The following is a 14,732-nucleotide window of genomic DNA, read 5'->3' as shown; positions in this document are numbered from 1 at the left end:
CTTTATATTATTGCTCCAAGTTTCTTCAATTCTTCTATGAGTTTGTCTACATCAGCCTTTTGTACTGTCACACCAGCCCTTATACATTGCGCGGCCGCCACTCCTGCAGCCTGCCCTACCCCCATACAACTTGCCTGAACACGAAGCGATGCAAAAGAAGTTTTATCGGCACTTATACAACGCCCGGCTACAAGCAAATTCGGGAAGTTATCAGCTACAAGAGCTCGATAAGGTACATACGCAGCTTTTTTAAGGAAAGTAACGTTCTGTGCTGCACCTGCTGCAACATGGATATCTATAGGGTGTGCGCCGCGTGATATGCTATCAGGATACTTATAAGCGTTCACATACTCTTCTCCTGTGATTGTATGTATACCTTTGATACGACGTGTCTCACGAATACCGGCATGTACGGCAACCGTCGTCACATAACTGTTTTTAAACTCTTCAAAGTTTTCTTTAAGGATTCGTGCTATTTTGAATACATCTTCCCGCAAACGACATTCGGCTGCGGTAAAATTTCGATTATCGACAGCATTTCCTGCAGTACGAGTCATATTGACCGTTACTTCACCCGGACGAAGAGTTGTACAAAACCAGGGACCTCCAAATTCGGGGATACCAAGCACATCTTTCATTTCAAGAAGTTTCTCACGAACTGCAATGCAATGACAATTCTGCCCTTGTTTGTTATGGTGCATGGCATCGATTATTATAGGTGAATCCGTATCCACACCTCCTAAAATAAAATAGGTTGAAAGAGGTTGCAGAGGTTTACATTCATCAGCCTGCATTGGAACACCTGCCATAGCAGCAAGATCACCATCACCCGTGCAATCGATATACATATCGGCACTGATAGCCTCTGTCCCATTCTTATTTTCAAAAAGGACACTGGATATTTTGCCATCTTTTATCTGACAACCACTTAGATAAGAGTGCATATACATATCCACGCCGGCTTCGAGCATCATTCGCTGGCATAAAAGTTTGTAAAGCTCCGGATCAAAAGCCACATTTCCGAGAGGTTTCTCAATGATACAGCCCCCCATTTTCTCAAGTCGTTCGATAAACTCCCATGGAATGCCACCTATCACCTTCTCATTATTATAAGTGAATACACTCAAAGGAGTTACAAGCCCCATTGTAGCCATTCCACCTAAAAAGCCATATTGTTCCACAACAGCAGTCTTCGCGCCACATCGAGCAGCAGCAATTGCTGCTATAAAACCAGCAGGCCCTCCACCGCAAACAACTACATCATAGTTGCCCACTATTGGACCCCGCTTCGTGATTTCCATACTTAGTACTTTCTTGTCCATTCCTATTTTTATCCTTAAGTTTAACTTTGGTGTTAAATTCAAAATGAATCATTTCAAAATCATTCATATATTTAGAATCTTACCGATTCAATGTATAGTAAACTTTGATTTGTTTTGGATCGCACTTACAAGAAAAGAATTGTGTTTTCATACTTTCTTTAGATTTAGTTCGACATAATTATGATGTAACAAAGATAAAGAATGGGAACCTGGAAAAATGTTTTTTTGCAGATCTTTTTCCTGCAAACGATTGCGGGAACGTTCCCAAAATCTGCAAACGTTACAAAAGCATTGCATAAACATGAACGGCATTCGGCTTCTAGCACAAACGTTCTTAAAAATTAGGATTTGTTGATCGAAACCGATATCTTTGTTTTGATTTAAACAATCATCAACCATGAAGTATATAACCATTAAAGACATAGCCAGACATTTGTCAATATCTGTCTCCACTGTATCTCGTGCATTGGGGGATGATAAAAATATCCGTAAGGAAACGAAAGAAAAGGTGATGGAAGCGGTTAAAGAATTGGGATATAGACCCAATCCTGTAGCAACCAACCTTAAATACGGACATACTAATGCCGTGGGAGTGATAGTTCCTGAAATGGTTACCCCGTTTGCTTCACGAGTAATAAACGGGATACAAGAAGTGCTCCATGCTAAAAATATAAAGGTGATTATTGCAGAGTCAGGAGGAGATCCGGAAAAAGAGAAAGAGAACTTGCAACTGATGGAACGATTCATGGTGGATGGTATCATCATCTGTCTTTGCAGTTATAAAAGAAACAAGGAGGAATATTTCCGTTTACAGGAAGCAGGAATGCCTATGGTATTCTATGATCGTATTCCCTATGGGCTTGAAGTTCCACAGGTAATAGTGGACGATTATATGAAATCCTTCTTTCTCGTGGAAAGTCTTATCCGAAGCGGGCGCAAGCAGATTGTTCATATACAGGGACCGGACGATATTTATAACTCCATAGAACGTGTCAGAGGATACAAAGACGCTTTGGCGAAATTCGGGATTCCTTTTGATAAGGATAATATGCTGATAAGAACCGGTATAACTTTTGAAGAAGGAAAAAAAGCAGCGGATATATTAATGGAAAGAAATATACCTTTCAATGCTGTTTTTGCTTTCACGGAAACACTAGCCATTGGAGCCATGAACAGATTGAAAGAACTTGGAAAAAAGATACCGGACGAAATTGCCGTAGCCAGCTTTTCAGGAACTGAGCTTTCCAACATAGTCTATCCCAAACTGACTACCGTCGAACCACCTCTGTACCAAATGGGGAAAAGTGCAGCCGAACTGATTTTAGAAAAGATCAAGGATCCGGCATCACCGAACCACTCAATCGTGCTGAACGCAGAAATCAAAATGCGTGCATCCACCCCACCCATAGAAGTATATAAACAATAAAACCCTCCAAAGAAATTCTTCTTCAGAGGGTTTTGCACACTATTGAATACTACTCGTTTATCAATACTGTAGTTACACTTTCCTTCCCTAAATAAAATGCCTTTGCTTTTATCTGTGGAGCATCGCATGCTATCGGAGTTTGCCATTTCACGGAATTTTCCGTTGGTTCACTACCATCGGTGGTGTACCGGATTACCGCATTCGGATTTGTGGTATTGACAAACAACAATCCATCCTTTACTATAATACCTGGAGGAGATACCCGGAAATTAATACCTCGTTTTGCCAAACGGGGCAACTCATAAGTTACAATACCAGCATTATATTTTCGTTTGGCATCTGCATATACCTTACTGTCCGGAGATAATGCCCACGATGGTTGAGCGTTCCAAGCGCGTTCTGCCAGCCCAAAAACTTTTGGGAAAAGATAATATTCTATTTGTTCGAAACTACGGATTGTCTCCGCCCAAATTTGTCCGGACAAACCTTTGATATTCTTATAACCCTCTTTTGTCAAGGGTTGCTTACCGTTTGATGCTGTTTTTACATCCACAGATTCACCTTTCAGATTTCGCCGTAAAGACTTGTAAATATCAAAAGGCAACATATCAAACGTTACGTACTCATCTACGTAACCACCCCAACGCAATCCCGGTTCTTCCACATGATAACAATAGGCCATATCCAAATAGAAATTACCCACATTACAGAGTATAATAGGATAGCCCGCATTTGCTAACTTATACGGAACTTCATCCCCACCCTGTTCCGGAATTGTATTCCAGCAATAATTCAAGACCTTGCTATTTCTGAAATGTTCGTTCACGGTATTATCCGGCTTCATAACAATGTCTTGCCATCCAACTGCCTGTATATTGCGTTTATTCAACATTTCCAGAATTTGCTCCAGAAAATAATCTTTCAAATCCCGTATCTTAGCCAATCCATGTTCTTTCATAAAAGTACGGCAGATAGAAGAACCTTCCCAAATGCCTTCCGGCACTTCATCTCCACCTACATGGAAAGCAGGCAATTCTACTCCCGCATCCTGGTACATCCGCCCGATTTCATCAATCACTTTTTCAAGAAAACGGTATGTAGAAGGCATGGCGACATTAATAACATTATCAGTGAAATTTTGTGCCGATAGATATTGGGAAGTATCTGCAAAGTCAATCAGAAGATATTCTTCCGCTTTCGACTGATCCGTATCGATATATTTCCGGTAACGGGCATTCATGGCTTTTATTGCTGCCCGTGAATGGCCGGGAATATCTATTTCAGGAATAATTCTGATATGCCTTTCTTTTGCATATTTCAAAATATCCATAAAGTCACTGCGAGAATAATACCCATTAGCCAATGAGGTGGTATCTACCTCATTCCATCCCCAAGCATAAGCAGGATAAAGACATGTCAGTTCATCTGTAGTATGTCCTCTGCGAGAGGCTATTTCTGTCAATTCTTCCAATCCGGGTATTTCTACACGCCAAGCCTCATCATCACTCAAATGCAGGTGCAGTACATTCATTTTATAGAATGACAGTATATCTATCAGTTTCAATAAGTCCGTCTTCTTTGTAAAATTGCGGGCTACATCCAGCATGATTCCCCGATGTCCCATGTCCGGATAATCGGTAATATGAAGATTGGGGAGCGGAGAGGAAGCTAGCTTCATGTTATCCAATAAAGCAACCAATGTCTGACAAGCATTAAATATGCCATGCGCATCATTAGCTTTCAAAGTCAGCAGGTTATTCTTTATCACAATTTCGTAATACTCATCCGGACATTGACAGGTGGCAGGAAGTTCTGTTTTCTTCAATTCAATGATTGTTTCTTCATCCTTTTCAGAAACGGTACATCCTAACTGTGAAGTCAATTGCTTTTTCAACAAAAGAGCTTCTTCTTTAAATACACCGTCAAACTTCAGACCTACCTTTGGAGAGAAAGTAGAAACACCACCCGTCTTCTCAACTTTTTTAGGAGTAGGAAAGAGAGAAAGTATATCACACTCTACAGGCTTGCTGAAATCATCATTCTGCTTATACAAATAATTTCCATCTGCATAGGGAAAACTATTCTTCGAACGAATCCATTGGGCATCGGGCGTAAACAGTCCGATCTCAATCGGAATATTTTGCGGCTGCAACATTTTCCCTTTTTCATCGGTAGCTACAATATAAGCCCCTTCAGGAACCGAAGATACATTAATCACATTTCCTTCACTCAATATAGTAAAAGAGAGTGTTTCACCCGGTGCCAACGCCTGATAGTGTTCAGTAGGATACATTTTATAGTAAGTCGAACCAATACATTCTATTTCCAACGGGGCATTAATAGGTTGCTGATAATAAATTGGTGTCTGATTAAAATAGATCACCCAATCATCAGCCAAGGATTTATTCCCGTTATTCGTCAAACAGAATGTATTCTTAAAATATCTGGCTTCCACACTATCTTTTTCCAGTTTCCATGTTAAAGAGAGCTGTGAGGAAGGGGGCTGTTTACCAGCCCCACAACCAAACAAGCATATCCCCAACATCATTATCCATATATTCCTCATAGTTATCATAAGGGAATTATTTAGTTAATGAACGAATACATTCCACTTCTTCTGTCGAATAAGGTGTCCCATCGCTACGGAAAATATCATGGAACCACAAGGACGGTTCAGCTACGTCAGGCAACGGGGTATCCCATGCAAAGATTGTATTTGTCTTTCCGGCTACAAGTCCCCAGTTTATTGCACCGATATTTTCTTTCTTCAGCATCGGCATAATATCCTGGAAAGTACTATTTTGAGTACGTGCCATATATTCCGTGCAAATCATCGGACGCCCATATTGCTTCAATGTGTCAATGAGCTGTTGATGCGAATCCAGACCTTCATACGTGTGATAGGTTATCACGTCCGAGTTTTCCAACTGAAACTTATTCAAATTAGTCAAACTCATATCCCAAACTCCGGCTGACAAGGGTTGCGACGGGTTAACCGTTCGTCCCCACGTAAATATCTTCTGTAATAACGGCAGACTTCTTTCACCGTATCTATATCCACCCGAACCGCCGGGCTCATTATATAAATCCCACAACACAATTCTCTTATCATCCTTAAAGGTGGTAAGAATGTCTTTCACATAATTCTCCAAGACCGGAAGTATCACTGCCGTATCACCTTTATAATACAAATCTCCCGGATCACGCGCCCATCCCGAATTATGTACTCCCGGTTGTGGTTCCGGTTGCTTTCCTGCCTGGTAAGTAGGATTCCAGCAATCATCCAGAAAGACAAAGATGGTAGAGATATGATGCTTGGCGGCAATAGTAAGATATTCATTAATACGTTTCTTAAAACCTTCCTTATCCATTTCCCAAACCAGATGGTGCAAATATACACGCATACAATTCATTCCGATATCTTCTGCCCAGCCTAGTTCACGGTCAATAGTCACCGGATCAAAAGTATCAGCCTGCCACATCTCCAATTGGTTGATTGCCGTGCTCGGAATAAAATCACACCCTCGGAGCCATCCCCATTGTTGATACCATTCATTAGCCTGTTCTTTTGTCCAGACTTCACGAACAGAGACTGTTTTCTGACTGCAGGCAATTAACATAATGCCAATAAAAAATGAGAGTAATATCTTTTTCATAATCGAATTTACTTTATCTAATTAGAAACCTTTATTCATTTTCTCCACGTAAATATAACCATATCCCCCGGTTCAACCGCTATCGTAGAACCATCCGGACTTACAGTTGAACCATCCTTCAGCACTCTGCTTACAGAACCATCCACATCAATTGCCAGATTCATCAGATTACGAAAGTCCTTATTTACAACTACAAGATACTGGTTACTACCTTTCTCCAATACAGAAACAACAGCACCTGTATCACTCGTTGTCAACGATTTTATAGGGGCCGGCAAACTTCCCAACGCCGTAGTTCCTTCCGGTATTTCGCTTCCGGTATGAGACACTGAAATAACCTGCGCTCCCAAGAATATACCTGCAAGCTGTTGCACCTCCTGATTGACTGTCTTGACCAAATCATATACTTCGGTCGGTTCATCATGTTGAAGTCCGCGATAAGTAAAATACTGGATTGCCTGTGCGCCGTAAGCCAAATCACTGAAAACTTGTAATCTCAACTCGGGCAATGTCGGTATTTTATAAAAATGAGTTTCATCCAGTTTATGAGAAAGTGCAAGTGCAAATGCCCAAAAAGGTTTATTACTCTCTTTAGCAGCTGCTGATATTTCTTCCAAATTACGATACCAGTCCGGCCGAACAATGCTGGGAGCCCCATTTATAGACACAATAGGATAATTGTCAAACGATATAAACGGCACAGGCACCTGCTCTATAAACGACTTTACATTTTCAGAATAAAGTTCTTTTCCCCAGGCCCAGTTCGGATACAAGTTTATATAACAGGGATGATGACTATCCACCGTCTTAATCTTCTTTACCAATTCCCCCAAGCCCGGTAAATCATTCACCTCCGGCTCATCTTTCAAATGATAGGCATACAATGCCGGATGATTCATCATCGCTTTTACAACCTCTTCGGCAGTACCAACAGACAATAGATCCTGACAGGAAGTTATCATCTTCACTCCGGTTTTCTGTGCCGCATCAAGCACTTTGAGTGTTGTCTCCAAATCATTATACCATCCCAGATAAATATTAATGCCGGATGCTTTCATCACCGGAAATTTCTCAAGTGATTTGTCTGCTTCCACTCCAGTCCATGCTATAATCGGAAATACTCCATCAGCTTCCGGGATATAGGAGTTTCCCTGAATAATCTCTATTTCCTGCGTTTTCACCCCATTAGGCACCACACGGAATACGGCAGTACGACCGGTTCCCGCATTTGCACTTACAGTAATTGTCACTTTTCCGTTCCCACTCCCTTTAACCGGGGAAATGGTGGCCCAAGACTGATCGGTCTCATTAACAAATTTCCACTCCGTATTAGACTTTATCGAATAAACTTCTGTAAACCCTTCATTGCTGATTTGCAACTTCCCCAAATTTCCGGAAATAGAGAAAGAGGCTTTTTCCGGCTCCATCGAACAAGACATCAACACCATTGGCAACATTGAAAAAAAGAATGCAACCAGAAACTTCTTACTATATGTTTTCATTGATATATACATAATTCTATTGAATATTAAATTAAAGACTACTAATCCCGATTCCCAACTCAATTATAAGGAATCAATCGTATCATTTCACTAGCTTTATCGATATGTATCGTATAAAGACCAGCTTTAAAATCAGGACCGGGAATCAAATCACCGGGAGCACTTCTCGTAACCAAGTTAGCCGGTTCAACCGTATATAAATTCTTCGTATCCTCTTCTTGCGCCCAGCCATATCCTCTATAGAACTTAAATCCCATCGTCTGGTCGATATATACGACTGCCTCAAAAGCACTTGCACCTACCTTCTTAAAGAAGAACCACTGGTGAGGATATGAGAAATCCCAAGCAAGTGTGGCAACATAGGGTTCACGCGGGAATCCAACTCCGGTACCAACAATATACATCACTTCCGGATAAAACACATCCCGCGGCCGTTCCATATACATAAAACCATTTGATGTATTGTATTTCAAGTTATAAAGTACCGACGGACCATCGAATTTTGCCTTGGCACCGGAAACATCTTTAAAGAATTCCGGCCGGAGCATATTGGTGACATCATTACCAAAGCCGATAAAATTAACCTTGGCACTTTCCACCAGTTCAACATCCAACTGGATATATCCTCCTCCCACATCAAAGAACCGGGATTTATCAATATCAATACTATACGTCAGTGTCTTATCAGCCAGGAAAGACAACATATCGAAAGTGATATTCTCCAATGTATAACTTCCCACCTTAGGAGTCGGAATTGAAGCTGCCGCATCATCCGTCACAATGGATATTTTATCATCCGCATACCCCCAAACCAGACCGGAATAGTCCGGTTTATTATTTACCACCTTCTCGGCAACTTTAAAATGATCTCCGATCCCTGCAAGATCCGCAGCATTCGTCCGAAAGCCATAATCCGATTCACTCTGATTTGCCTTGTCCATTTCATATACATTTCCGAGATCATCAACAATATATAATTTGGAAGGTGTTTCCGGACGGGTTACTTTCACGCTTGCAGCCTCATCCAGGGTCAGTGTCGATTCATTACCTCCCAAATCATTTACAGCTTTGATAGTTACCACAGGACGCCCGTTCTGAAAACCGGCAACAAAAGGCAAAGTTGCTTCCTCTTCAATAACTGCAGAGCGTCCGCTCAATCCCTTAGACAAATTCAAAATCTCGGCTCCGTCCATTGTCACCAATAATTGGAATGAAACCAGATCATTATACTCATCACTTATCTGTGCGGTGAATTTAACTTTATCACCAGCCGCCACAACCGTTTCACCATTCACTCCCCGCAATACAGCATTTTCTATTTTAGGTTTTGAAGGCGTAGGCCACTCCGGCCATTCACTTGGCTTACTAATATCATCTTTCGCACACGAAAAGAGCAATAGCGATGATATGAATAGTACGTATATCTTTTTCATTTTTCTTAAGATCTCTAGTTTAACAATCATGAATGACGACATTAATTGCGAGCTGCCGCAAGATCCGCTTTCCATCCCTCACGCTCGAATGTCTGTACCAACACTTTTCCATAAGATTCCGAAGCTTGCTGAACCGCATAATTAGGAATAGGCACATATTGATGTGTAGGAGCCACTCCTTTTATCTTCGCCGTACGCTGTGCATATTGATTAAACCGGATGAGGTCTATTTTACGCATTCCTTCATACAACATTTCATGTCCTCTTTCGGTAAGTAAAGCATCCAGGAAAGCTTCGGCACTAGCTGTTGCCGATGACGGAAGATCATCCAGTCCGGCGCGTTTGCGCACTTCATTCACTGCAGCAACAGCGTCAGCAGACGGAGCAGCATTGTTTTTACGAACTTCGGCTTCCGCATACATCAACAAGACATCCGCCCAACGGGCCAACGGTATATCAGTCCCCTGAAAAGCCGTAGCCGTTTCAACCGGGAATTTATTAATTATAAATCCGTCCCATGTGGTTGTATTCCGGTCAATCCAAGTTCCGGCTGTCGTATAATACTTAGTCAGGATAACGTCACGACGCTTATCCGAAGGATCATACGTATCCCAGAATTTCGGAGATACATTAAAGGTTTGCCCCCATCCCTGCCCTTGCAGATAGAAAGGAGTCGGATTGCCCTGATCGTCCACTCTCGCCGCATTATCAGGAGTAGCGAGCATCATCAGCGGATTAAAATTACCGGACTTATTCGTACCATCCGCCGTTTCATCACAACTAACAGCCATAATCACTTCCGAATTGAAGTTATTGGCATTTTTAAATTGCTCGATATAAGGATTATCTCCTTTTTTAAAAAGGCTATACCGCCCCTTCAACTCGCTATACATATCAATCGCTTTCTGATAATAACCGGACATATAATAACCTTCATTCAAGCAATGCCGCATGATGCACACACGTGCATAGTCCTTATTGTAACGTCCTTGTTCCGGCTGCGTATCTGCAATATACTGATAAGCATAATCAAAATCAGCCATAATCCATTCCGTCATTTGCTGCAATGTCGGACGTACCAGATTCTCCAGTTTTGAAGGATTAATCAGATCGTTCGGATCAACAATCAAAGGAACAGGTCCATATACATGCAATAAATAATACATCATCAATCCCCGGCAAAGACGGGCCTCGGCAATAAACTCCCTTTTACGTTCCTCGGAAACGACCTCGGTAGAAGCCTTCTCCAAAGTTCCAATCACATTGGTGAAGTAGGAAATCTCACTTACTTTCGGAAAATGATTCGGCCTTTCGTCACTTAACGTACCACTCGTATAATAGACACACTGACTGAAATCGGCTTTGGAAAGGAAGTAGTATCCACCTCCCCAACCATTATTCCACACCGCCATCTCATCGGTCGGATAATCAAAGAATTTCAGTACGCCTCCGGCAGGTATATACCAACCATGCTGGTTGCCACTTGTACCGGCACCAATCCAATAGGTCCATGTAGTAGTAAAAGGCATATAGCAGGTCATCATAAATGATTCGTATTCGGCTTCAGTCACCGGATAATTAGAAACATTCAATGTGCCATACATCTTCGGATCAAAATTATCCTCACAACTGCACATGATAAATGCAATCATGATAAATACTTTAAATAATTTATTCTTGCTCATATTTTCAATTTTTTCTTTCGTTACAGGTTCTCTTAAAAACATATTTTTGCTCCGAAGGAGTATGTTCTTGTCATCGGATATTCCGCCTTGGAGCCGTCGCCACCCGTCTTTATTTCAGGATCGACCCCAACAAACTTGGTAAAAGTCAGCGGATTCTGACAATCAATAAAAACCCGGATAGAACTTACATAATCACCTATTCTTCCCAGCTTTTTCCCCGAGAGATTATATCCCAAAGTAATATTCCTGACACGTACGAACGAAGCATTCTGATAATCTTCTTCAAAACCTACGTTGCCGGGTAAAGCAACAGCCTTTGTCGAAGCAATGCCACGCCGGTTTCCATTCTGGTTCGTTTGAGAGTTCCAGATAGTATATACATATTTGTTCGAGTTCTTGGGACTTGTGTAATACACATCTCCGACAAGCGCCCAACGATATGCATAATTATAACGTGTACGTCCGAATTGTCCATACATAAATATATCCAGATCGAAATCCTTGTACACAAATGTGTTTCCAAATCCGATGTGAATTTTCGGAAGTGTATTCCTCATCTTTACATCATCAATCGTTATTTTATTATCCCCATTCGCATCCTTTATAATCGGATAGCCGGGTTGTTGTGCATCCGCCGGTAAAGATTTCTGCGATTCGGGCATATTGCTTTTATCTATATTGATTACGCCTTCCGTTTCATAATAGTAATAAGCATTTACCGGTTCGTTTTTACGGATTCGATATTCTTCATAATAATAGTTGGGCATCCGTTCTTTCCAAACGGCATTATGATGTGATAAGGTCAATTGTGACGTCCACTTAAACACACGGGGGATTTCATAGTTAAGTGAATTGATAGTTGCATCCCATCCATAACGTACATAATGTCCATAGTTCATCGGGACGGAAGATGTCATACTAAGCGGAGAGGAAGAATCATATCCCAGCAAGTTGGTTACATCATTACGGAACATATCGAAACTTCCCCAGATTCTATCCTTCAACACAGAAAAGTCTACACCTATATTCTTCATGGTAGTCTTTTCCCAAGTTACATTCGGGTAATCAGGACCGCTAAGCAGATAGGGTACATAAGTCACTGAATTGTTAGAGAATTTAATGTATTGTGCTGCCAGACTAAAAGTTCCATAAAGTGAACTGCCCAGGTTGTCATTACCTGTCTGTCCATAACTACCACGAATCTTCAACTGGTCAATCCATGATATATTCTTCATAAACGGTTCGTTAGATAATTTCCAGGCTAATGACACTGAAGGGAAATAGGCATATTTCTTTCCCGGAAAAAATTTATCCGTTCCATCCCGGCGGATAGTAGCCGCAACCACATACCTGTCAAGCAAATCCACACTTGCCCTGGCAAATTGAGAACGACGTTCGTCGGCTGCCCTGAAAGAAGTCGGATAGAAAGCACCTTCCGCAGCTTCCACTTTATCAGCAGCAATGTGATCGTTAATCTGCTCGTAGTCAAGTTCAAGTCCATTTGAATCGTTCGTATATCTTCCCATACCCACTACGGCATCAACACGCAACAAATCTCCAAACTGCTTTTTGAAAGTCAGTGTACCTTCCATGGTTTGGTTTCTACGCTCAACATATCCCAGATGTCCTCTCGATTTATACATATCCATAAAATAAATATCAGAAGGAATATACAGGTTACGATTAGCATTCTCCTTATTGATACCATACATCAAACGGAACGACAGCATATCCTTGATAATATCCACATCGGCAGCAAAGTTTAGATAGTAACCACTCGTTTTGGTGCGGTCGCTCACTTTTACCATTTCTGCAGGATTGGGGTAGTTCGAATATAAAGTAGGATTTCCTGCCGCATCCCTGATTGGCAAATAAGAAGGATAGGTCAATGCCGATTGGATAGCATCATAACCATTACCACCACCTCCACCACCGGAAGTTGAGTTTGTATATTCATTCTCATTTACATTGACAATTGCAGTCAACTTAAGAAATGGAAGCAATTGTGAAGATATGTTCGTCCGAAGAGCATAACGCTCCATTGCAGAGTTTTCTACCGTACCTTCCTGTTTATAATAGTTTCCGGACAAGTAATATTTCAGTAGTTTAGATCCTCCTGTAATTGTGATGTTATGGTTATTGATACTACCATCTTTCAACACACAATCCAGCCAGTCTGTTGTTTGAGCGGCAGCTATCTGTTGAGGTGAGAATTGAGGCACCCATTTATTATCAAAAGGTTTATCGCCATAGGGATACATGCCGTTCGTAAATAAATAGTTTTCCTTATTGAAAATGTTAGCAACATTCATATATTCCTCTCCGCTCAAAGGTTCCAGATACGGATAGTTTTTCACGATAGAGTAATTTCCCTCATAAGTGATCTGTGGACGAGTTTCAGTACCTTTCTTCGTAGTAATCAATACGACACCATTGGCTGCGCCAATTCCATAGATGGAGGCAGATGCATCCTTTAATACTTCGATAGATTCAATATCGGCCGGATTAAGTCCTGCCAATCCCGAACGATTGATAGAATTAGGCATGACCTGATTTCCGTTTCCAACCTCTAAAGAAGTGGAAGGCATCATTACTCCATCCACTATAAAGATAGGAGTGCCTGCACCACGAATGGAAAGGTCGACTGCTCCACCCGGTTGTGGGCTTGTTAACGTAGCTTCCAGTCCGGCTGCCCGTCCAAGCAACATCTGCGACATATTACTTGTTGCGGCTCTTGATATTTTTTCTGTTTTGACCGTTGCTATGGAAGTGGTCAGATTCTTACGGGTGGTCGTTCCATAACCTACCACAACAACCTCATCCAATTGTTTTGAATCTTCTTTCATCGTCACGTTCAACGTCATCGGCCTGGTTATTTTCTGCGTATATGTAGTGTAACCTATTGAAGTAAATTTCAGTGTCGAACCTTCCGGAACCTGCAACTGATAATTGCCGTCTATACCGGTGATGGTTCCTTGAGTCACCCCCTCTATCATCACAGTCACTCCCGGAAGAGTCTCTCCAGATTCGTCCACGACCTTTCCTGTCACCTTGACTGTCGGCTTGTTATCCTGCTGTTGAGATGAAACTTTGTTTAATACAATCTGGCGTTTTTCAATCGTATAAGATACTCCTTCGCCTTTAAAAAGTTTATCCAGTACCAGAGTCATCAGTTCATTCTTCACAGAAATGCTCACTATACGGCTAACATCAACAATATCTTTGTTATACAGGAAGCGATATTCTGTCTGATTTTCGATACTAGTCAAGACCTCCTCTACAGTCACGTTCTTCAGTCGCAATGTAATTTTGGCGGATTGTGCAAGGATAGGTATACTGACGGCTTGCAGAGCTATACAAAACAACCATATAGCACAAATTCTCCCCATTTTTACATTCGCAGGTACATTAATTCTCTTTTTCATTTTTCTAATTGAAATAAGTTTCATACCTTTACATGTTTGGTTATTGGTTCTACAAATAAGTTGATTAACGAATAACTGAATCTTAGGAAAGGAAGGTGAGTCAGACCTTCCTTTTTTATCAGTTTTTTCGGAAGTAAAATTCACTGATTATGTCTTTCCCATGGCTTGTATTATTTAAAGGTTAATAAATGTGTTTTTCTCTCGTTCCTATCAATAAGACGTTTCTAAAAATAAAAGCCACATCCCATATCACATTATTTTTTCATCCGGACTATTTTTTCAT

The 14,732-nt window shown here is 41.2% G+C and carries 8 protein-coding genes; 1 reads left to right on the top strand and 7 read right to left on the bottom strand.

Features of this window, described 5'->3' with window-relative positions; all coding sequences use genetic code 11:
- Nucleotides 1-2 precede the first annotated feature (2 nt).
- Nucleotides 3-1,322: an FAD-dependent oxidoreductase gene (locus tag NQ505_RS09195; RefSeq protein ID WP_009000113.1), complete on the bottom strand. Its 1,320-nt coding sequence runs from the start codon at nucleotides 1,320-1,322 to the stop codon at nucleotides 3-5.
- A 397-nt stretch (nucleotides 1,323-1,719) separates the two neighbouring features.
- On the opposite strand from NQ505_RS09195, the gene NQ505_RS09190 reads away from it, so the two are divergent.
- On the top strand, nucleotides 1,720-2,748 hold the full coding sequence (locus NQ505_RS09190; protein ID WP_009000115.1) for a LacI family DNA-binding transcriptional regulator: 1,029 nt from the start codon (nucleotides 1,720-1,722) through the stop codon (nucleotides 2,746-2,748).
- 49 nt (nucleotides 2,749-2,797) lie between these two features.
- Here NQ505_RS09190 and NQ505_RS09185 read toward each other — a convergent pair whose 3' ends face one another.
- The 6 genes from NQ505_RS09185 to NQ505_RS09160 are packed head-to-tail and all read right to left on the bottom strand — an operon-like array spanning nucleotide 2,798 to nucleotide 14,473.
- The gene (locus NQ505_RS09185; RefSeq protein WP_009000116.1) at nucleotides 2,798-5,323 is read right to left on the bottom strand and encodes a family 20 glycosylhydrolase; all 2,526 of its coding nucleotides are present in this window, start codon (nucleotides 5,321-5,323) and stop codon (nucleotides 2,798-2,800) included.
- A 7-nt stretch (nucleotides 5,324-5,330) separates the two neighbouring features.
- Entirely contained in the window at nucleotides 5,331-6,404 is a 1,074-nt protein-coding gene (locus NQ505_RS09180) for a cellulase family glycosylhydrolase (RefSeq protein WP_009000117.1), read from the bottom strand.
- 35 nt (nucleotides 6,405-6,439) lie between these two features.
- Complete coding sequence (locus NQ505_RS09175; protein ID WP_009000118.1) at nucleotides 6,440-7,918, bottom strand: BACON domain-containing protein; 1,479 nt, start codon at nucleotides 7,916-7,918, stop codon at nucleotides 6,440-6,442.
- 47 nt (nucleotides 7,919-7,965) lie between these two features.
- Entirely contained in the window at nucleotides 7,966-9,381 is a 1,416-nt protein-coding gene (locus NQ505_RS09170) for a hypothetical protein (protein WP_032853744.1), read from the bottom strand.
- Entirely contained in the window at nucleotides 9,381-11,024 is a 1,644-nt protein-coding gene (locus NQ505_RS09165; RefSeq protein ID WP_009000120.1) for a RagB/SusD family nutrient uptake outer membrane protein, read from the bottom strand. The genes NQ505_RS09170 and NQ505_RS09165 overlap by 1 nt, the downstream gene beginning before the upstream one ends.
- Nucleotides 11,025-11,056: 32 nt before the next feature.
- On the bottom strand, nucleotides 11,057-14,473 hold the full coding sequence (locus NQ505_RS09160) for a SusC/RagA family TonB-linked outer membrane protein (protein WP_009000121.1): 3,417 nt from the start codon (nucleotides 14,471-14,473) through the stop codon (nucleotides 11,057-11,059).
- Nucleotides 14,474-14,732 lie beyond the last annotated feature (259 nt).

Origin of the sequence: Bacteroides sp. D2 (assembly GCF_025147085.1) — a bacterium.
GTDB lineage: Bacteria > Bacteroidota > Bacteroidia > Bacteroidales > Bacteroidaceae > Bacteroides.
This window is presented reverse-complemented; position numbering and strand designations above follow the sequence as displayed.